This window comes from Kribbella sp. NPDC050820 (assembly GCF_040653975.1).
Classification (GTDB): domain Bacteria; phylum Actinomycetota; class Actinomycetes; order Propionibacteriales; family Kribbellaceae; genus Kribbella.
Map to the genome: position 1 here is coordinate 18,695 of NZ_JBFAHB010000047.1, position 19,479 is coordinate 38,173.

General features: G+C 67.9%; 22 protein-coding genes. 9 read left to right on the top strand and 13 right to left on the bottom strand.

The features are described 5' to 3' along the window. The first annotated feature begins 644 nt into the window (after positions 1-644). On the top strand, positions 645-944 hold the full coding sequence (locus AB0H36_RS31530) for a hypothetical protein (RefSeq protein WP_360531741.1): 300 nt from the start codon (positions 645-647) through the stop codon (positions 942-944). 45 nt (positions 945-989) lie between these two features. Here the strand turns inward: AB0H36_RS31530 and AB0H36_RS31535 are convergent, their stop codons facing one another. Continuing rightward, the gene (locus AB0H36_RS31535; protein ID WP_360531744.1) at positions 990-1,577 is read right to left on the bottom strand and encodes a hypothetical protein; all 588 of its coding nucleotides are present in this window, start codon (positions 1,575-1,577) and stop codon (positions 990-992) included. Between the two features lie 278 nt (positions 1,578-1,855). Here AB0H36_RS31535 and AB0H36_RS31540 point away from each other — a divergent pair, with 278 nt between their 5' ends. Then, positions 1,856-2,320 (top strand): hypothetical protein, encoded by a 465-nt coding sequence (locus AB0H36_RS31540; RefSeq protein WP_360531747.1) that lies wholly within the window; start codon positions 1,856-1,858, stop codon positions 2,318-2,320. Positions 2,321-2,351: 31 nt separating this feature from the next. Here the strand turns inward: AB0H36_RS31540 and AB0H36_RS31545 are convergent, their stop codons facing one another. Genes AB0H36_RS31545 through AB0H36_RS31555 form a run of 3 tightly spaced genes read right to left on the bottom strand, consistent with a single transcriptional unit; the run spans position 2,352 to position 4,630 of the window. Beyond that, on the bottom strand, positions 2,352-3,140 hold the full coding sequence (locus tag AB0H36_RS31545) for an endonuclease/exonuclease/phosphatase family protein (protein ID WP_360531750.1): 789 nt from the start codon (positions 3,138-3,140) through the stop codon (positions 2,352-2,354). Beyond that, positions 3,140-4,030: an alpha/beta hydrolase gene (locus tag AB0H36_RS31550; protein WP_360531755.1), complete on the bottom strand. Its 891-nt coding sequence runs from the start codon at positions 4,028-4,030 to the stop codon at positions 3,140-3,142. The genes AB0H36_RS31545 and AB0H36_RS31550 overlap by 1 nt, the downstream gene beginning before the upstream one ends. 21 nt (positions 4,031-4,051) lie before the next feature. After that, complete coding sequence (locus AB0H36_RS31555) at positions 4,052-4,630, bottom strand: MFS transporter (RefSeq protein ID WP_360531759.1); 579 nt, start codon at positions 4,628-4,630, stop codon at positions 4,052-4,054. On the opposite strand from AB0H36_RS31555, the gene AB0H36_RS31560 reads away from it, so the two are divergent. Beyond that, positions 4,601-5,383, top strand: a complete 783-nt coding sequence (locus AB0H36_RS31560) for a LysR substrate-binding domain-containing protein (RefSeq protein ID WP_360531762.1) — start codon at positions 4,601-4,603, stop codon at positions 5,381-5,383. The genes AB0H36_RS31555 and AB0H36_RS31560 overlap by 30 nt on opposite strands. On the opposite strand, the gene AB0H36_RS31565 is transcribed toward AB0H36_RS31560, so the two are convergent. Together AB0H36_RS31565 and AB0H36_RS31570 are read right to left on the bottom strand one after the other, a co-directional pair. Further along, positions 5,384-6,025 (bottom strand): HemK2/MTQ2 family protein methyltransferase, encoded by a 642-nt coding sequence (locus AB0H36_RS31565; protein WP_360531765.1) that lies wholly within the window; start codon positions 6,023-6,025, stop codon positions 5,384-5,386. Continuing rightward, complete coding sequence (locus AB0H36_RS31570) at positions 6,022-7,143, bottom strand: YbdK family carboxylate-amine ligase (RefSeq protein ID WP_360531768.1); 1,122 nt, start codon at positions 7,141-7,143, stop codon at positions 6,022-6,024. The genes AB0H36_RS31565 and AB0H36_RS31570 overlap by 4 nt, the downstream gene beginning before the upstream one ends. 117 nt (positions 7,144-7,260) lie before the next feature. Here AB0H36_RS31570 and smpB point away from each other — a divergent pair, with 117 nt between their 5' ends. Continuing rightward, on the top strand, positions 7,261-7,740 hold the full coding sequence (smpB, locus tag AB0H36_RS31575) for an SsrA-binding protein SmpB (protein WP_360531771.1): 480 nt from the start codon (positions 7,261-7,263) through the stop codon (positions 7,738-7,740). Here the strand turns inward: smpB and AB0H36_RS31580 are convergent, their stop codons facing one another. Together AB0H36_RS31580 and AB0H36_RS31585 are read right to left on the bottom strand one after the other, a co-directional pair. Continuing rightward, complete coding sequence (locus AB0H36_RS31580) at positions 7,741-8,952, bottom strand: adenylate/guanylate cyclase domain-containing protein (RefSeq protein WP_360531774.1); 1,212 nt, start codon at positions 8,950-8,952, stop codon at positions 7,741-7,743. A 20-nt stretch (positions 8,953-8,972) separates the two neighbouring features. Beyond that, positions 8,973-9,524 carry a class I SAM-dependent methyltransferase gene (locus AB0H36_RS31585; protein WP_360531777.1) on the bottom strand — a complete coding sequence of 184 codons (552 nt, stop codon included), beginning with the start codon at positions 9,522-9,524 and terminating at the stop codon, positions 8,973-8,975. A gap of 136 nt (positions 9,525-9,660) precedes the next feature. Here AB0H36_RS31585 and AB0H36_RS31590 point away from each other — a divergent pair, with 136 nt between their 5' ends. The 3 genes from AB0H36_RS31590 to AB0H36_RS31600 are packed head-to-tail and all read left to right on the top strand — an operon-like array spanning position 9,661 to position 12,360. Beyond that, on the top strand, positions 9,661-11,097 hold the full coding sequence (locus AB0H36_RS31590) for an MFS transporter (protein WP_360531780.1): 1,437 nt from the start codon (positions 9,661-9,663) through the stop codon (positions 11,095-11,097). 39 nt (positions 11,098-11,136) lie between these two features. Beyond that, positions 11,137-11,535, top strand: coding sequence for a DUF6632 domain-containing protein (locus AB0H36_RS31595; RefSeq protein ID WP_360531783.1), 399 nt, complete (start codon positions 11,137-11,139; stop codon positions 11,533-11,535). Positions 11,536-11,544: 9 nt separating this feature from the next. Then, complete coding sequence (locus tag AB0H36_RS31600) at positions 11,545-12,360, top strand: DUF3152 domain-containing protein (protein WP_360531786.1); 816 nt, start codon at positions 11,545-11,547, stop codon at positions 12,358-12,360. Positions 12,361-12,402: 42 nt separating this feature from the next. Here the strand turns inward: AB0H36_RS31600 and AB0H36_RS31605 are convergent, their stop codons facing one another. Next, entirely contained in the window at positions 12,403-13,188 is a 786-nt protein-coding gene (locus AB0H36_RS31605) for an arginase family protein (protein WP_360531789.1), read from the bottom strand. 222 nt (positions 13,189-13,410) lie between these two features. Further along, the gene (locus AB0H36_RS31610; protein ID WP_360531792.1) at positions 13,411-13,971 is read right to left on the bottom strand and encodes a DJ-1/PfpI family protein; all 561 of its coding nucleotides are present in this window, start codon (positions 13,969-13,971) and stop codon (positions 13,411-13,413) included. Positions 13,972-14,359: 388 nt separating this feature from the next. On the opposite strand from AB0H36_RS31610, the gene AB0H36_RS31615 reads away from it, so the two are divergent. Both AB0H36_RS31615 and AB0H36_RS31620 read left to right on the top strand, forming a co-directional pair. Next, the gene (locus AB0H36_RS31615) at positions 14,360-15,661 is read left to right on the top strand and encodes an ABC transporter ATP-binding protein (protein ID WP_360531795.1); all 1,302 of its coding nucleotides are present in this window, start codon (positions 14,360-14,362) and stop codon (positions 15,659-15,661) included. Between the two features lie 72 nt (positions 15,662-15,733). After that, on the top strand, positions 15,734-15,931 hold the full coding sequence (locus AB0H36_RS31620) for a hypothetical protein (RefSeq protein WP_360531798.1): 198 nt from the start codon (positions 15,734-15,736) through the stop codon (positions 15,929-15,931). 602 nt (positions 15,932-16,533) lie between these two features. On the opposite strand, the gene AB0H36_RS31625 is transcribed toward AB0H36_RS31620, so the two are convergent. The 3 genes from AB0H36_RS31625 to AB0H36_RS31635 are packed head-to-tail and all read right to left on the bottom strand — an operon-like array spanning position 16,534 to position 19,313. Continuing rightward, entirely contained in the window at positions 16,534-17,010 is a 477-nt protein-coding gene (locus AB0H36_RS31625) for a hypothetical protein (protein WP_360531801.1), read from the bottom strand. A 30-nt stretch (positions 17,011-17,040) separates the two neighbouring features. Continuing rightward, the gene (locus AB0H36_RS31630; protein ID WP_360531804.1) at positions 17,041-17,931 is read right to left on the bottom strand and encodes an aminoglycoside phosphotransferase family protein; all 891 of its coding nucleotides are present in this window, start codon (positions 17,929-17,931) and stop codon (positions 17,041-17,043) included. Further along, positions 17,928-19,313 (bottom strand): helix-turn-helix transcriptional regulator, encoded by a 1,386-nt coding sequence (locus tag AB0H36_RS31635; RefSeq protein WP_360531807.1) that lies wholly within the window; start codon positions 19,311-19,313, stop codon positions 17,928-17,930. Before AB0H36_RS31635 ends, AB0H36_RS31630 begins: the two co-directional genes overlap by 4 nt. Between the last annotated feature and the right edge of the window lie 166 nt (positions 19,314-19,479).

Below are 19,479 nucleotides of genomic sequence, written 5' to 3' on the forward strand. Positions count from 1 at the left end.
CGTGCACCAGACAGTGGCTGAAGGCGATCGAGGAGCTGGAAGCCGGCGGCGGGGAGACTCCTATCGCGCCAACGCCTTGTTCGACGAAGTAGCCCAGGACCGCAACCACTCGAGCTGGCAACTGTCCGACCGCACCGACGGGCCCACAAACCGCTGGACCGAGGGCGACGATCCGCTGGAGTACCTGACCGACCCTGGCCCCCTCGGCGACCCAGCCTCCTCCCCGGCACCGACCCGGCCCTGTTCGGCACCCACTCAACCGCCCAGGACCTGAGGGACCGTGAAGTCCAAGGCCCAATCCGCCACCCGAAAGCCCATAAAGAAGGCAACCAAGCAGTCGAGCACCCTTGCACGGAGACGGTACGACGCCGGGACGTCGTACCTCTCGCCCAACTACCAGCGGAAGACGCTGGGAGATCCTGCGGGCGCAAATCCTCGCGTAGCGCTGGGAGTAGGCGTTGTCCGAACCTGCCTTGTTGGGCTCAGAGACGCGCGTGGCCAGGATGATCCGCCCTGCGGCCCGCCGCGACCAGGTGCGCCGAGCCGGCGCAGCGTTGTCCCGGGACCAGGACTGCCGTCGCTGATGCGGCAGATCCGGGCGTTGGGCAGCGGATGTGCCACCACCTCCGGGTCACAATTGCCGCATGGACTTGTCTCCGCGGCTCCGTCGGCGCATCGCGCGGGACTTCCCTGAGCCCGGCAGCGCCGAGGGTATCGCGGATCTGGTGGCCAGTGCCGTGGAGTCGCTGCCGTTGGCTGACTGGCCGCCTACTGCCATTGAGCGGATCCAAGCGGCAATCGTGATCGGCGGAAGCGGCGATCTTGCTCGAGTACGCCACATGAGGGATCTGGCTCTCCAAGACTGGCGTGACCTGCTCCTGGCAGCCGATCTGGGCAACCAGGACTGGGCCCGACGCCTGGACGCCGAGCTTGGACTGCCGTAGTACTTGTCCGGGCCGCTGGGCTGATCAACTCTGGGGGCGGGCGGGTCAGCCCGTCAGGGCCGCGACCACGGTTCCGAGAACCACCGCGCCGACGGCGAAGCCGAGGGCGCAGAGGAGTGCGAACGCGACCGGGTGCCGTCCGGCCCAGCCAACGGTGCCGGCCCGCTCGCGGGCCAGCTGCGCCGTCGTGACCGGCCCGGACGGCCCGCCGGTGGGCAATCCGAGGTGGTCGACCAGCCGGTCGAGATCGGCGGGCGCGTAGAGGGCGCCGTTGATACTCAGCAGGGCGTGTCCGCCGGTGCCGAGGACGACGATGGTCTCAGAGACAGCCCCAGGCTGGATCACCTTGGCCCGGATCACCGAGGCTGCGAGCGCGCGGTCGCGACGGCGGTGGAAGGTCAGGCCGCGCGCCGAGATCTCGGCCGGGGTGACGACGATGCGGGAGCGCGACAGATAGACGGCAATGGTGGCGGCCAGCAGCAGGACGAGGCTGATGCAGGTGATCAGGGCGGGCCGGCCTCCGGCCATGACGCCGGCGACAACGAGGACGACGGCGATGACGGCGGCGATCGTGAGGACCTGGCGGCGCGGGCCCGCAGCCGGCCGCAGGACGAGCGAGTCGGTTTCAGACACGGCCCGAACCCTACGGCACCGCGCACGGCACCCGATCGCGACTCGCGCGGCCCGGCCTGCCGGCGGGTCGGGCGACCGACTGGTTGCTCTGCACCCAGGACCTGTCATGCCGGTCTCCTGTCCAGCTCTGTCATCGGGCCGTGGCAGCTGAACGTCATGGGTACCCGTGTGGCTTCCGCGGTTCGGCTGCTAAACCCGATGCCCTCGACCAGTACGAGGTGCGCAGCTCCAGGGAGCCCGTTTCCGGCGTCAGAACATCGTTGCATCTAACAACATTGATGCATCGTGGCTGGAGGCAACTACCGGCATCAACTCGGCAACTGCAACTCTGCTCGTATCCGGACGTCGACGCGGCGAAGAAGTTCGTCAAGTGGCTGTGGATCGAAGCGGAGGCCGTGCCGGGACTGGCCGCCTGGGTCAAGGGTCCAGAGCCGCGCCCGCTCCCCCGCCGTACCACAGCCGCCAAGCTGGAGTCGCCGCTGCGGCAAGAGCACGGCCTCACCCTGTTCGAGTACCTCGTACTCAGCCACCTCTCCGAGGCCCCGCAGCGCAAGTTGCGGATGGGAGAGCTCGCCTTCCTCGCCGAACTCGCCGACGTCGGCTTCGACCTCGTACAGCTGGCAGCGCCCACACACGTGCGCGCCGTACGCCGTATCGTGCTCGACTCGCTCAACACGCCCGACCAGAAGGCCCTCGTCCGGATCGCACAGAAACTCCGCATCATCCCTGACGACTTCGGCTGACAGCGGTCCCAGCAAACGAACTCGGGCCTGATCAGTCAGAGAATCGGTGCGGAGTGATGAGTGGGACGTCGGCGAGCACCGCGTAGTGGTCGGACGGTGGGTGGTCGCCGTTTTCGGCGAGGCCTGCCAGCCATGAGCGAGGCGCGAGCGGTTCGCTCGGCGGGGGCGTCGTACTCAGGATGTAGTCGATGCGCTGGTCCTCGAGCCACTCCCCTGTGCCCAGGTGGGGATTCCGTGAGCTGTAGGTGTGCCCCGCGCAGGGATCAGGCTCCGGCCGGCAGTCACTCAGTACGGCGAGCAGCCGCTTGATCTCGGGTCGGTCGGGTGGGGCGTTGAGATCGCCTGCCACGACGACGGGATCACCGGAGGCCGACAGACTCGACGCGAGCGCGGCCAGCCTGTCCGCCTGCTCCAACCGTTCGCGGTCCTCCTCCCAGTCGAAGCAGGTGGTCAAAAAGTGCAGACTGCGATCACCGAGCCGAATCTCCGCCCGCAACGCCACCGTCTCGTCCGACAACGCATGCTGCTCGGCCCGCAGCAGCGGATACCGGCTCAGGATCGCCACGCCCAACTCGACCTCGGGATCCGGATCACGCGGCATCCGGGTCACCGCGAACGCCGACGACATCCTCAGTTCAGCACCCAGTACGTCGGCCTGCCTCAGCTTCCCCACCGCCCAGCTCTCCTGAAGAGCCACCAACGTGGGTCCCTGCGCTTTGATCGTTTCCGCGATCGTCCTGTGCCGGCGCTGCCACCTCGTCCCGAACCGCCCCCAGACGTTCCACGTCATGACCCTCATGCCGACCCCGGTACCCACCATCAGCGGCCTTCGTCTGTCATGCCGAGGAAGTGCGTCAGGCTTCGGGTCAGCTCGTCGGGTGCCTGCTCCGCGATGTGATGGGTCGACTTGATGCCATGCCCTGTGACGTCGCGGCACCAAGGTCGCCAGACGTCGACCGGGTCGCCGTAGAGCTGTTCCATGTCGTCGTCGGTCGACCACAGGACCAGCGTCGGGCACTCGATCCGGCGGCCGGCTGCCCGGTCCGCGGCGTCGTTCCTACGATCGACTCCGAGGCCGGCGCGATAGTCCTCCAGCATCGCGTGAACCGTTGCCGGATCACGGATCGCAGCCAGGAAGTCAGCGTGGTTCTCGGGCCCGAGCGCCTGCGGTGTGTTCGTCGTCCAAGCGCCGTACCAGCTCTCCGGATCGGAGCAGATCACCTGCTCGGCCGGCTTCTCGGACTGCGCGAAGAACCACCAGTGCCACCACGCGGCGGCGAACTCGGCCCCACACTGCTCCAACGCCTCGACTATGGGCACACTGTCCAGCACGGCCAGCCGGGCCACCCGCTCAGGATGATCCAGCGCGGAACGATAGGCGACGTACGAGCCGCGATCGTGCCCCACGACGGCGAACCGCTGATGCCCCAGGAGATCCATCAGGCCAACGACGTCACCAGCCATCGCTCTCTTCGAGTACGGCGTGTGGTCCGCATCCGTCACCGGTTTCGCCGACCGGCCGTACCCACGCAGGTCCGGACACACCACGGTGAAACCGGCATCCACCAGCCGAGGCGCGACGGCGTACCACGTCGTGTGCGTCCGTGGATGACCATGCAGCAACACCACCGCCGGACCCGAACCACCGTGCCGCACCCGCAGCCGGATCCCCGCGACATCAACCTCATCCAGAGCGAACCGGTCAAACATGTCCCCCGCTGTACCCACATCTCAGGAGCGCTCGCGGAGGCCGAGTCGGGCGGGCACGACCAGGAGGGTGCTGGCGACGACGAGCATGGTGAGGGCGACGGAGAGGTTGCTGAGTTCCGCGAGTACGCCGATGGCCGGCGGGCCGGTGAACGAGCCAAGGTAGCCGATCGTCGTGACTGCAGCGATCGCGACGCCCGGCGGGACCCCGGCGACGCTCGGCGCGGCGCCGAGGACGGTTGGCGCCAGCGCGGCGAGTCCCAACCCGAACAGCGCCCAGCCGGCCAACGCCGTACCGGCTGTCGGCGCGACGATCGCGAGGAGACTGCCCGCCGCCGCGACAGCGCCACAGCCCTGCACAACCCGCACCCGACCGAACCGCGCCACCAGCCGATCACCGAACAGTCGCCCCAGAGCGAGCGTCAGCGAAAACATCGTGAACGCGGCCGCGGCCAGACCGGCGGAGGCATCACGCGCACTCTCCAGATGTACGGCGCTCCAGTTGTACGCAGCCCCGTCGAGCAGGAACGCGCAGAACGCAATCATCCCCAACAACGACAGGTCGGGGCGCAGTTGGTACGCCGTACTCAACGCGGAGTCCACGCGACCGAGGCCGGACGGCTCCTCGCCGACCACGCCGAGGCGATCCTCGGCCGGCTCTCACTCGCCGAGGCACAAGTCGCGGACCTGGCCGGCCTGCGATGCGGGCATGTCCGTCTCGGCTCGTTCTTCACCGCGCTCGTCTACCTCTCAGCGGAGGTCGCCGCAGTCCTCGAGGAACGGCATCCCGACCTGTACCGGCTCCAGTACGACGTCATCGAAGACCAGCTGGTCGACCGAGCGACCGCCTTCCGGCGACTCGCCTCCAACGAGCTGGACGTCGCGATCGTCTTCGAGCACGCGTTCCAGCCGAGTCCGGCGCCGTCGGACATCGAGCTCATCCCTCTGTTCGACGACCCGCCACGGGCGCTCATGCCGTCCGGCCACCCGCGGGCCCGGGCGAAGTCCGTCACGCCGGACGACCTCGCCGACGATCCCTGGATACGCGCCCACCAGGGGTCCGCCGCCGACCTCGTCGACCACGTACTCGCCCACGCGCAACTGCAACCGCCGATCCTGCACGCCGGCCATGGCGACGAACCAGTCGAAGCACAAGCCTTCATCGCCGCCGGCCGAGGCGTCACGGTCGCGCACCAACTCGACGTCATCCTCGACCCCGCCAAGATCGCCGCCGTACCCCTACTCGGCGCCCCGGCCCGCCACATCCAGGCAGCCATCATGCGCGAACAGCGCAGCCCAACCGCCCGGGCAGTCGTCGATGCGCTCCGCGAAGTAGGCAGCACGAGGACAACCTGATCAGCGGGCGGTCGCCCGGATGATCGCCACCTCCTCCTCGTCGACGTCGGAGGGGATCAGTCCCGCGGCCTGCTGCGCCCGCATCAGCGGGCCTAGCGGACCCCGGACCGAGGCTCGTACCTCAACGTCCACCAGTCCGGCGCGAACCAGGCGCTGCAAGGTCGTGTCGATTCCGATCAGGGACGACTGCACCAGCAGCAGCACCCCGCCGGGGCGCAGGTGGATGGGGGCGGCGTCGCACAGCGCGTCGAGGATGATCCGTCCGTCACGGCCCGCCTCCCAGGCCCGGCTCGCGCCATGACGAGGTACGTCGGACCTCGGCGAGGGCACGTACGGCGGGTTGCTCACGATCAGGTCGAAGCGCTCACCCACGACGGGCGCGAAGGTCCGGCCCCGAAGCGTCCGGACGCAGGCGCCGTACCGGATCGCGTTGAGCCGCACCGTGAGCAACGCTCGCCGGGAGACGTCGATCGCGGTCGTCGTCGCGCCGCGCGCCGCCGCGGTCAGGGCAAGGACGCCGCTTCCCGTGCAGACGTCCAGCGCCTGCGATCCGGAACCGATGGCCTCTTGACGGATCGCGTCGGCCAGCATCCAGGAGTCGGAAATCGGCGCGAACACGCCGGGCAGGGTCAGCAGTTTCATGCGGCGAAGACCTCCGCGAGCCAGGGGACGACGCGTTCGGGGCCGAGTGCTCGGAGGTGGTCCACCGGTGGGTGCTCCACCATCGCGCGTACGTCGTCCAGGTCGGCCGACGCGTAGGGCTCGGCAGAGTCGATCAGGTTGTGCAGCCGACGGCGAGTGGAGTGGGCCTCGCCGGTGCGGAGGTCGAGGAGCTCACCCCGAACGCCGTCGCGGAGCGCCGCCCAACGGTTCTCGGCGATCCTCCACGTCGGCGCCGGCGGTAGAAGCTCACCGAGATAGTGCAGGTCGGCCAGCCTGGCGGCGAGCGCATGCACGAGCCGCGCGAGCGCGCTGGCCTGTGACACCGTCGCCTGTACGTCGAGGACCCGCAACTCCAGCGTCCCGTACCGAACGTGAGGTCGGAGCTCCCACCACCACTCCGACGCGTCGACAGCGCCCCCGCGAACCATCCACGCGAGGTCCACGGCGTACTGGTCCCAGGACGGGATGACCGGAGGCACGCCCTGGCGGGGCAGCTCGGAGGCGATCACCGGACGCACCGAGCACAGACCGGTGTCCCGTCCGCCGGCGAACGGCGCAGCCCCGGCCAACGCGGCCAACTCCGGCAGCAAGTCCCGTAGCGCGTGGTAGACGCCCAGCGTGCAGTCGGCGTCACCAAAGCCCAGGTGGATCTGCAACGAGGAGACCAACTGTCGGTTGATGACCTCGCGGTAGCGCGCCCCAAGCTCTGCGGCTCGCTCGGTGCGCGCGAGTACGGTCGGCCCGTCGAGCACGGGATGAACGGGCGCGGCGACCGCGGCAACCTCCTGCCCGCAGGCAGCGGCGACCATGGCTCGGCATGAGCGCAGCTCCTCGACGGCGTCCGCCACATCCTCATGGACCGAGGTCGCGATCTCGAGCTGGCAGGCCGGCAGCTCCGGCTTCACCCGCGGATCGCCGACACCCGCCACCACGGCGGCGGCATCCACGGGCAGCCAACTCCCCCGCCGTACCACCAGGAGTTCCTCCTCGAACCCCACCGTCCCGGCCACGGTCCCGTCGAACACCGCTCGAAGCCGCGCAGCATCGAGATGCGCATCAGCCCAACCACCAGGCATACCCGCAAGAGAGACAGCCACGCGAGCCTCCTGCTCACACTGACACTTGAGGCTCACCCCTGAACCCGAGCACCCCCGGTTACCCCTCACACCAAAGTCAATCCTCGGCCTTGTAGGGCTGTGGGGCAGAATTGCGGTGTGAAGAAGCCCGAGGCGAACCCTGTGGTTGCGCGCAACCGGAAGGCTGCCCACGACTACCAGTTGGGCGAGTCCTGGGAGGCGGGGATCGTGCTGCAGGGTCCGGAGGTGAAGGCGCTCCGTGCCGGGCGGGCGTCGCTGGTCGGCGGCTTCGCCATGGTCGAGAACCGGGAGATCTGGCTGCACGCCGTACACATCCCGCAGTACTCCCAGGCCCGCTGGTTCAACGACGGCTCACGCCGCAAGCGCAAGCTGCTGCTGCATCGCGCCCAGATCGACAAGATCGAGCGCAAGGTCAACGAGAGCGGACTGACGATCGTCCCGGTGACCCTCTACTTCAAAGACGGTCGCGCGAAGGTGGAGATCGCCTTGGGCCGCGGCAAGAAGACCTGGGACAAACGCCACGCCCTCGCCGAACGCGAGGCAACGCGCGAGACCGAACGCGCCCTCAACCGCCGCCGCAAGGGCCACCCGAACTGATCACCGCTGCGCATCGAGGAGGAAGGTCCGCATCGGGCCCTTTCCCTTGACCTCGATGACGCCGCGTGGCCGTACGGCGAACTCCGGGCCGAGGGCCGCCGCCACCCGTTCGGTGACCTGAATCTCGCCGGGTCGCCCGTGCGACTCCATCCGGCTCGCGGTGTTCACGGTGTCGCCCCAGAGGTCATAGATGAACTTGCGACGGCCGATCACGCCGGCCACCACCGGTCCGCAGTCGATTCCGATCCGGACGGCGAGCCAGTCCTGCCCGGGCCGTGCCGCGATCCGGGCGACCTCGTCGCGCAGTGCGAGCGCCGTACGGGCGACCGCTGTGAGGTGGTCGGGCCGCGGGTTCGGCAGACCGCCCACCAGCATGTAGGCGTCCCCGATCGTCTTGATCTTCTCGACGCCCTCGGCGTCGGCGATCCGGTCGAACGCGGAGAACACCTGGTCCAGCAGCTTCACCACGTCCGCCGCCGCCATCACCGCCGATCGCGCCGTGAAGCCGACGATGTCGGCGAAGAGCACGCTCACCGCGTCGTAGTGTTCCGCGATCACTCCCGGCTCCGCCTTGAGGCGCTCGGCGATGGGCTCCGGCAGCACGTTGAGCAGGAGCCGCTCCGAACGCTCCCGCTCGGCCTGCAGGTCTCGATGGGCGCGCTCCCGCTGCTCCACGAAATAGCCGAGCATCACGTAGGCGCTCACGATGACTCCGCCGACGTTCAGCACCAGGAAGGTGACCACGAAGCCGGTGGGCAGCGCCGGCAGGGACGGTGCGAGCCGGGAGTCCACCAGGGCGAGCGCGACCAGTTCGGCGAAGAACGCCACCAGCCACGGCACGGAACGCCGGATACCGAGCAACGCCAGCGCCGCGAGTGGTGCGAGCATCGCCCAGAGAATCATCGCGCTCGAGGCGACGAAGCCGCCGAGCGACAACTGCAGCAGACCTGGCAGCACCAAGATCGCCAGCAGTTGCGTGGTGCGGAACGTCGCGAAACGACGTGTCCGAGCCAGGACGGCAAGCCCGATGATGGTGATCACCTGGTAGGACGCGGGGATCGCCGCCGAGACCGGATCGCCGTACGCGAGGTAAGTGATCACCCAGATCGTGGACATCGCCGTGACCAGCAGCGCAGAGAAGATGAGCGTGCCCTGCCGGAGCCGCTCGTCGTGGGTGTCCTCGGCCCGAGCGCCGAGATCTGCCAGTCGCACCAGCGGTGCGGATCGCGGCCTCATTCAACGGGCTTTTGTAAGCGGACGCGTTCGAAGTAGCCGGCCCACAGGCGCTGACGCTCGACCATCGTGAAGCCGGCCCGTTCGCCGAGCGTCGCCGGTCGTCCGTGTCGCCAGCGCTTCTCGAAGTGGTCAAGCAGCACCAGCGATCCACCCGGCCGAACCACGCGATAGGCCTCAGCCAGGGCCGCCGCACGGTCTTCCATGTCACAGATGGCCAAGGTGCAGACCACGGTGTCGAACGAGTCGTGATCGAACGGGAGCTGCTGACCGTCGGCGACAGCTACGCGAACCGCCTCACCCTGCTCACGGACGCGCTCCTCCGCGACCTCGATACGCTCGCGGTCGACATCCACGACGACCAGGTCGACGTCGCCCGGGTACCACCGGAGGTTGAGCCCCGTGCCGGCCCCCAGCTCCAGGGTTCGCCCGCTGGCCCGGCGACACACCCACTCACGGCTGTTCCGGATCGTCAGCCACTCGCAGCCGTACCCCGAGCTACGGTCTAGCCGGCGGCGTCGGTCACGGTCGGATCGGTTTCTGCGCAGCATGTGGAACTCCTAGACGCGAGCGTACGCCAGGACCCTCGCGCCGCATCCGGTGAAAGCACTTGCGCATCTCGTCTATACCCCCCTAGGGTAACTCCATCGTCTTTTAGCGATACCCCCTACGGGTAAGGAGTATATGATGAGTGAGTCGGAGTCGTCGCGGCGCTGGTGGGCGCTCGGCTTGATCGCCGCGGCGCAGTTCATGGTGATCATGGACACCTCGATCATCGGCGTCGCGCTGCCGAAGATGCAGGCAGAGCTCGGATTCAGTCCGGGCAACCTGTCCTGGGTGTTCAACGCGTACGTCGTCGCGTTCGGCGGCCTGTTGCTGCTCGGCGGGCGGCTGTCGGACCTGCTCGGCGCCCGCCGAGTCTTCGCGGCCGGCTGGGCGGTGCTGCTGGCCGGTTCGTTGCTGGCCGGCTTCGCGACCGGTGTCGGCGCGGAGCTCACCGGCCGCGCCGTCCAGGGTGTTGGCGCTGCGCTGATTGCACCGGCAGCCTTGACCCTGTTGATGATGTTGTTCGGCAGCAATCCGAAGGAACTGACCAAGGCGATCGCCCTGTACGGCGCGGCCGCTCCGGCGGGAGGTACGGCGGGCGTCTTCCTCGGCGGCGTGATCACCGAGTACCTGTCCTGGCCGTGGGTCTTCTTCCTCAACGTGCCGATCGCTCTGATCGCCCTCATCGCAACCCCGGCATTGATGCCGAATTCCGCTGTACGTCGTGGCTCGGTGGACCTGCTGGGGGCGCTGACTGTGACTGCGGGTCTCGGTGCCGGTGTCTACGCGATCGTCCGCGCGCCCGAGGTCGGTTGGTCGGCGGGGTCGACGCTCCTGGTCGGCGCGTCGGCCGTCGTACTGCTGGGAGTGTTCGTCGCGGTACAGGCCAAGCGGCGGGAGCCGTTGATGCGGCTCGGGATCTTCGCGGCGCCGAACCTGGCTGCCGCGAACGTGGCCCAACTGCTGCTGGGCGCCGCGTGGGTGCCGATGTGGTTCTTCCTCAACCTGTACCTGCAGCAGGTCCTCGGGCTGAGCGCATTCCCGAGCGGCTCCGCTCTGTTGCCGATGACAACATTCATCATGCTCGGGATGATCCTGGTCGCGCCCAAGCTGATCGCGACCGCCGGCCCGAAGAAGACGCTGGTCGGCGGCATGGCGATCCTCACCGTCGGCCTGGCCGGGCTGTCGCTGATCCGCTCGGACGGCTCCTTCTGGGTCGACGTACTGCCCGCCTCGCTCATCGCGGCCGCCGGGATGTCGCTGGCGTTCATCCCCAGTCTCGGGATCGCGCTGTCGTCAGCTCGTCCCGAGGAGGGCGGTCTGGCGTCCGGGATCGTGAACACCAGCTACCAGATCGGCTCCGCGCTCGGCCTGGCCGCGATGACCGCGGTGGCCGCCGCGAACGGCGCCGACCTGCTCGGTGACGCCGGCGCCCTGACGGACGGCTACTCGGCGGCCTTCATCGGCGCCGCGGTCATCGCTGCCGTCGGCGCAGTCCTGGCCGCGGTCACCTTGCGGATCCCAGCTGCTGCCTCGCAGTCGGACCCCCAAGTCGTGGACGTCTCGACGACCCGGTGAGCTGTTGCTTCCGTCAAGGAACCTGACGAGACTCCCCCTATGCGCACCGAGCTGAGCATCGCCGGCGTACGGCGGCTGCGGATAGCGCTCGTCGTCATCGGGAGCGTCTTCGTCGTCGCGGTGTACCCGCTCATGCTGCTCTGGCCTGCCGGCTTCGCCTGGCAGCCGGAGCAGCACGAGTACGAACAGATGATCGCGGTCCTTTACGTCGTACTCGGCGTGTTCCTGATCCGCGCCTCGCGGGCACCACTGGACCACCTGTCCCTGATCTGGTTCACCGTGTGGTCGAGCCTGGCGCATGCCGCCGTGATGACCGTCCACGTCGCGATGAGTCCGACCGAGTGGGTCCACCTGATCGGCGACATCCCCGCCCTCCTGATCGCCGCCGGCGTCCTCACCGCACTCACCCCCCGCCAGCAGGCAGGACGGGCCCCCTAGAGTGTCGGGGTGACCGGGAGCGGACGACATCGACTAGCGGCCGGTCGTCGCACGTCCTCGGGTCGCGGCCGGTCTGTCACGATCGCGACGACGACGGTCGGGGTCGGCCTCCTGACTCTGGCCGTCACGGCAACGCACAACTCGGGGCCGGACGGTGGTCGAGCGGCTTCCTTCGGCAGGTCGCCCAGTACGACGGTCTCCGCGCCGGCGACCGTGGCCGGAACGGCACGACCGCCCGCGTCCGCTGTTCCGTCCAGGGCGTCCCGCGGTGGCGAGCGGACGCCGTACGTTGGCGTGCCGTCCGCCGGGAGCGGACGGCTGCGGATCGTGCCGGGCGAGGAGCAGGCAACCAGCCCCGGTCGGCGACTGACCTACCGCGTCGAGATCGAGCAAGGAATGCCGTTCGATCCCGCCCAGGTAGCCGCGACCATCCACCGGATGCTGACCGACAGCCGCGGCTGGCAGCCGATTCGCCAGGTCGCGTTCCAGCGCATCGACCAGACGGCCGAGCTGCGGATCATCGTCGCCTCCCCCGCGACCACCGATCAGCTCTGCCGACCGCTCGACACCGGCGGGCAGGTCTCGTGCCGAGTGCGCGATCGCGTCGTACTGAACGCGAAACGCTGGGCCGAAGGAACTCCCGGCTACCGCGGCCAGCTGGACGCCTACCGCGCGTACCTGGCGAACCACGAGGTCGGCCACGCCCTCGGCTACCAGCACGCAACCTGCCAGACCCCAGGCGCTCCGGCCCCAATCATGATGCAGCAAACCAAGGGCCTCGCCTCCTGCCTGCCGAACCCCTGGCCGAGCGTCCGCATCAAGTGAGACCAACCCCCGTCCGGCCCGGGTGTCGAGGCCGCCGGACGCTCAGCGGCGGAGCGCGGCGCCGAGTCGCCGGAGGATGTCGGCTTCGGCGGGATTGTCGTAGGCCGGGGCGTGTTCGGTGATCGCCGCGCCGACGACGTTGTCCAGTCGTGAGATCAGCTCGACCAGGTCGGATGACCGGACGCCGGCTGGTTCGGGATAGCAGACCGAACCGAATTCGGTGGGCTCGAGCACGTCCAGATCGACATGGACGTACGTCGGACCGGACAGCCCGTCGAACGCGCTCTCCAGCTGGTCGACGCCGTACACACGAAGGCCGGTTCTGCGGACATACTCGTGTTCGCTGTCACCTCCGGCCCTGACGCCGGCGAGAATCACCTGCTCCGGCGCCAAGGTATGTGCCGGTGTCAGCAGCGCAGGCCCGTCACCCAGCAGCGTACGCACGACCATGCCGTGGAACGCCCCGGACGGGAGCTCGCCCGGCCCGTAGACGTCCGGATGTGCGTCGATCCACAGCACGGCTAACTCGTCGCCGTACTGGCGGCGAGCTGCGGCAATCGGCGCGAGGTCGACGCCGCAGTCACCGCCCACGGTGATCACAAAGTCATCGATCTCGGCGAGCGCCTCGCCGATCAGCTTCAGGTTCTCGACCAGGACCGCGCGGGCGCGAACCCCGTCCGTGATGTCGTCGCCGCCGTCGCCAACCGGCACCGACACCACGGCGTCCGCGTGCAGCAGGTCAGCGGTCCGATGCGCCCCCTCAGCCAGCAGCGGCGCCCTGTCCGAGGCTGATCCCTGCCATTGCGGCACACAAAGCACTGTCGTCATGACTGTTTCTCCGAGCAGGTAGATGTTTTCCGGGACTGGGTCAGTACGACGTCAGGTCGGTCCATCCCGCTCGGTTCTGCCGGAGCAAGCGCCACAGCTCGAGCGTGTGCACGGGCACGTCAACCCGACAGCTGAGCACATCACTCAACCGCGAGGAGCCGCGCGTACACATCACAGCGCCGACTGTACAAGGTGCTTCTGCGTGCGCTGTGGCTGCTGTAACTAGGCCGGGGCGTGCTCCTTCAGGATTGTCATGAAGGCGCGCATCCAGGTCGGGTGGTCCGGCCAGGCGCGGCCGGAGACCACGTTGCCGTCGACGACCGCGTCGCCGTCGACCCACTCCGCTCCCCCGGCCGTGATGTCGAGGGCCAGCGCCGGGTAGGCCGAGGTCTTGCGCCCGTTCAGTACGCCGGCCGCCGCGGCGACAAGCGGTCCGTGACAGAGCTGGGCCACGGGTTTCGACTCGCCGTAGAAGTGCTGAACGATTCGCTGACAGTCAGCATCGTTGCGGATGTACTCCGGAGCCCGCCCACCCGGAATCACCAGCGCAACGTAGTCGGACGGGTCCACATCGGCGAACGCCACGTCTGCCTGCCAGGTGTGCCCCGGCTTCTCCGTGTACGTGTCGAAGCCGTCCACGAAGTCGTGCACCACGAACTGCAACTTCTTCACCGCCGGCGCCGCGATGTCGACGTCGTACCCCTCCTCGAGGAGTCTCTGGTACGGGTAGAACACCTCCAGATCCTCCGCCGCGTCCCCGGTAAGAATCAGCACCTTCGCCATGTTCGCCATCCCCTTCACACACCCGCCGTCTTACCCGCCAGCCTCCGCCGCCGACAGAACCGGGTCAAGCTCGTACTAGCGGGCGTGGCACGATCGCAGCAGCTCATCCGCTCCAGGCCCCGCCAGGCTTCGCCTTCCTCTCCTCGTTCACCTGCGTCCTCCAGAAACGCTTGTTCCTGGTCCAAATCCCACCATCCGGACCCCCTGCTCCCGGCCGCGTAGCCGAACGTATACCGAGTGTAGTTGGCATCTGAACGTGCCTCGGTCCTCGACGAGTCTGCTTGCCAGAGGCAAGCACCAGCCGATTCCCGAAGACTGCGACGCGAGCTATGGACAAGGTGTACGGCGGGCCGCTGTACTCAGGCTCGTTCGTCTGGAGGAGGTGCTGATGACCGCAATCAAGCTGGACTCGGTGTCCAAGGTGTACGGCGGCCGGTACCTTGCCGTCGACAACGTGACGCTGGACATCGCGGCCGGCGAGGTCATGGTGCTGCTCGGGCCCTCCGGCTGCGGCAAGACCACCTTGCTCCGGATGATCGCCGGCCTGGAGGAACTCACCGCGGGCAAGGTCTGGCTAGGACGCACCCACGCAACGGACCTCCCGCCCAAGGATCGCGGCGTCGCGCTGGTCTTCCAGAACGGCGCCCTGTACCCGAATCGCACCGCCCGCCAGAACATCATGTTCCCGTTGCGGATCGCCGGTGAGGACGCCGAGGAGGCCAGCTCGAAGGCCGCCGGCCTGGCCAGGATTCTCGGCATCGACGCAGCACTCGATCGGCTGCCACGAACGCTGTCCGGCGGCCAGCGGCAGCGCGTCGCCATCGGCCGGGCGATCGTCAGACAGCCGCGGATCTTCCTGATGGACGAGCCGTTGTCGAACCTGGACGCGACCATGCGCACCGAGTTGCGGCAGGAGATCGGCGCCATGGTCCGCGACATCAACGTGACAACGGTCTACGTGACCCACGACCAGGTCGAGGCTCTCACCCTGGCCGACCGGATCGCCATCATGCGCGACGGCCGGATCGAAGACGTGGGGACTCCCGAACAGGTCTTCAACAACCCCGCCACAGCCTTCGCTGCCGGCTTCCTCGGAACGCCACGCATCAACCTCATGTCCGCCACCGTCCGAGTCACCGCTCATCATCGCGTGAGCCTGGACTTCGGCGGCCAATCCCTCCACCTGCCACCGACCGACCGCCGATCGATGATCCTCAGCCAGCACGACGGCATCCAGGTCATCGTCGGCGCCCGCTCGGATGCGTTCACGCTGGCCGCCGGCGGCGGTCAGAACAACCAGCTCTCTGGATCACTGCGCGCACTCGAGTTCCACGGCAACCAGTGGATCGCCTTCGTCCAGTGCGGCATCGAGATGCTCAACCCCGACGTCGTCCGATCGCATGCCCCGCACCCAAAGTCGAAGCCTTCCGACGGCCACTCGCACCACCGCCACGCAGCCCCACGCATGTCGACCCTGACAACCATGGCCCGCTCGGTACTCCGCAAGTCCGCCCCACCACCCGCCCCCGAGCCGGCCGCCTCCCCCACCCACCGCCGAGCCGACCTGGTCCTCGAGATCGACCCCGGCAGCGGCCTCCAGTCCGGATCAAACGTCCACCTGACCGTCGACCCCGCCCACCTCCACCTCTTCGACAACCACGGCCAACGCATAGACCGCGTCGTACGCTGATCCTTCGGGCACGCCTAGCTCGCGGTAGCCGGGCGGGCGTCAGACGAGTGAGGCAAACCCAGCAGGGCACCGATGAAGAAGCACAGTGCGCCGAGTGAGGTGCACCAGTTCGAGGCGGCCAGGTTGAGTATCGAGCCAGTGGCCGGCACGACGAACGAGGCGACGGCCGAGATGCCGAACAGCACGCATCCGAGCAGATTCACAGCAGCCATCGTGGCCGCCCTGTCCATCCGCGCCGGGCGGATGCTCCGCCCAGCCGCGACCCAGTAGGCCAGCACACCGGATGCGAGAAAGCACGCCGAGCCGAACATACCGGCGCCCAAATCAGCCGATTCTCCTGCTGCGTCGACAGACTCTCCTGCATCGCGGCAAACGTACTGAGGTTGAACAGCAGAGTCCCAGCGAACTGAACCGCAGCACTCCACCACGACAGATCACGCCCCCACCGCTGCCCGCGCCGAACAGTCCCCTCCCGCAACTCCATAGCGGCAGCAATCGTGAAGAACACGGACCCAACAAAAAACACCACCCCGTCCACCGCCGCCCCCACCACCTGCACAAACCCAGGAAACGGCCCCACAAAGAAGCACACCGACCCCACCGCAAACCCCACGCCAATAGCCCGATCCCACCCCACCCGATCCACCGGCCGCGGCAAAGAAACCAGCGCATGCCCAATCACCCACACCACCCCCAACCCGCCGACCGTACGGCACCCCCGCCACCCCCTCCTCCCCCAACCCGGATGACCTCAGCACACCCTCCCTGGAGCGCTCCCCACGCCCTGGTGAGCTCCCCCGCCCCAAAGCACCCGCCGCGCCCCGGTGACGCCGCGCGCATAACAGGCGCAAATCGAACGACAGGACTGCGACTCAGTCCCGCGTGACGCCGGCCGGCCAGATGACCGTCACCGGCAGGTCCCGGTCGCGTGCTGCTTGGACGACGTCGGCGGTTCCGCCGGGGCCGCGGGCGGGTTGGCCGTCCCAGATGGCGATCAGCTCGTCGGCGCGGTCGAGCATGCGGAGGCTGGCGTCCATGTGGGCATCCGCGTCGGAGACTTCTCGATCGAGGGCGACTGCTTCCGAAGCCTTGGACAGCAAAGTGTCGTAGGTCTGGTGGTGCGACACCGGGAGGCCGTCGCGGTAGGTGGTCGCTGGGATGACCGCGATAAGCCGGCCGCCTAGGTCGAGGACTGTTTGGGCGAACAGCGCATCGGCACCATCAGCCAGACACGAGATCCCGACAAGCTCGGTCACCCCTTTGGACTCGATCGCGTGCCGTAGCTCAGCCGCGGTCCAAGCCTTCACCTCTTCAGACAGGCCACGATGACCCGAGACTGCGAGATACACGACTACCCCTCCCCCTCCACGCGCGACCAACTATTTGTAGCGGTGCCAGAGTTCGTTGGCGCCGGATCTGAGGGTGGATAGGCGGTGGGCGTGGACCTTGGCGATGCCGGGGCGATTGCGGAGGTCGGTGATGACGCTGGTGACCAGGACCAGTTCTCGGATGCGGCTGAGAGTCGGCCAGGAGGACAAGGCGGTGACGTCTAGGCCATAGGTGGCGGCTAGCGCTTCGTGGTCCTGGGTAGCGCCGAAGCGGCGGGCGCTGACGGCAGCGACCACCAGGTCGTAGGCGAGAGGGCCGATGCTCGTGCCGTCGAAGTCGCAGAGGACGAAGCGGCCGGAGCGTTCTCGCAAAAGGTTGCCGATGTAGGCGTCGCCGTGCAGTAAGCCCATCTTGAGATCGGGCGTGAGGGCTCGGTAGTCGGCCTCGATCTTGGCCCATTGCTGTGTGAGCCAGGCGTGATCATCCGGTGTGATGCCGTCGGCCATCGCTAGGCGACTGCGGGCATTGCTGAAGGGGTCCCAGGGCTTCAGGGCGGCCATCGGTTCGAGTTTGTGCCAGCCGAGCAATGGGGCTGCCAGCTCGGCACCGGTCCACTCGGGATTTCCGCCCTCCAGGAGCTGCCAGATGGTCGCCGAGTAGTTCTCGAACAGGACCGGCTGATCGAGCGCCGGAGCGAGCCGTACGGCGGGAGCGTCGTGTTCGCCCAGCCAAGTGGCAATACGCGCGACGTGGTCGGCACGCTGGCTGGCTAAGTCGCCGGCACCGAACCTGACGACAACGCCTTGGCCTGGAAGTCGGAAAACGGCGTTGTTCGTGTACTTGATGAGCTCGGCTTCGTCCGGGAGGAGCCCGGCTTCTTGGCAGATGCCCTTGAGAGCGTGCTTGAGCCTCTGGTCGAGCTCTGCGGACAGGTTGGTCATGCGGTGAGTGCCTTCGGCGCGGTCGTGCGGACGGACTCGAGCTGATGCAGCAGGTCCACGGCGTCGGAGTTGTCGGAGTGTTGTGACGCCGCGGTGCCGATCTCCGCGAGGCGGCCAAGCCCGCGACCGCTTCGGAGGTGTTGAGCTTCGTTGATCACATCACGAGCCACGTCGATGCCGAGGTCCAATTCATTCGTACGCAACAGGTTCGTCGACAGGATTATCCGATCGAACGTCCGGCTTCGACGCGACCTGTCAGGCCCGGACTCGTTGATCGCCTGCTGTGCGAATGCGACAGCGCGTACGGCGTACTCCCGGGCCTGTGCAACGTCTTTTGCGTAGCCCGACAACGAGTTGTAGACGAGCGCCTGGTGGCCGGTGTAGTCGCCCGGCGTGAAATACAGCGTCGTCCACGGTGAGACCCGGCGCTTATCGGCACGGCCCATCTCGTGTTCGGCCCGAGCCAGCGCGTCGAGGACGTGATCGTGCTTACCGAGCATCGCGTAGGCGAGAGCTTCGTTGGCGTGCAGTCGTGCCACCTCGGCGGGATCGCCCGCGTCCTGTGCAGCGAGTTGGCCGAGTTGCAGCATCTTCAGCGCCTCAACCGGTTGGGCTTCTTGCATGCTGACCCGGCCGAGCCGGTACAGGATCGAGGCAGCGAGCGAGGGCTCATCGGCATCCTTTGCGAGAACGAGAGCGTTCATCAGGAAGCGTCGGGCCGCTGCTTGGTCGCCGATGTCATGGAACGACCAGCCGAGCATGCTGCTGAAGTCCGCAAGCGACACCTTGAGGTCGCGGTGCGTGCGGTGGTCGGCGGTGGAGTGGATCATCCGCCGCGCGTATCCGTAGAAACCGCGGGCCGCGTCGACCGCTGCTCCCCCGCCGTACTGCTGATCGAGCTTCCGGAACTCGGCGGTCATCGACGCCACTTGTTCCACATCAGATCCGGTGATCACCGACGGTACTGCGGCAACGCTGGTGGGCAGCTCGGGCAACCACTTCCGAGCCTGGTCATTCACCGAACCGAACGCCACGCTCGCCACCGCGCCGGCGAAGTTGCGGCGATCGTCGCTGGTCAGCTCATGCGAGCCGTCGCTCTGTCCATCGCCGGTTGAGGCGTATGCGAGCCCCATCTGTCCGCGCGGGATCTCGAACGCGTCGGCGATGCGTTCAAGGACGTCGTACGCCTTGACCTGGCGCCCGTTGAGGATCTCCGAGACTTCGCCCTGCGACGGGTAGGTGCGGGCGCCAATCTGCGTCTGGCTCCAGCCATGCCGCTGCAACCAGCGGAAGATACCTGCCACGTCACGTGACGCGAGCACCGGTCGCAGCTCCGCGCGATCCCACCAGGACGAGTCGAGCAGCGGCTGCGGTGGTGTCATCGTCACTCCTTGTCCCTAGGCGGCTCTGCGAAGTTAGTCGGAGCGCATCCGGCGTGTCTATCGGCACCGCCGATAGGTCGCCTCGATGAGCACAGCCTGTAGTGAGAAGACTCCTCCCAGCGCCATGGTGTGAATACAGAGTGTTACGACACCGAACGAAGGACGC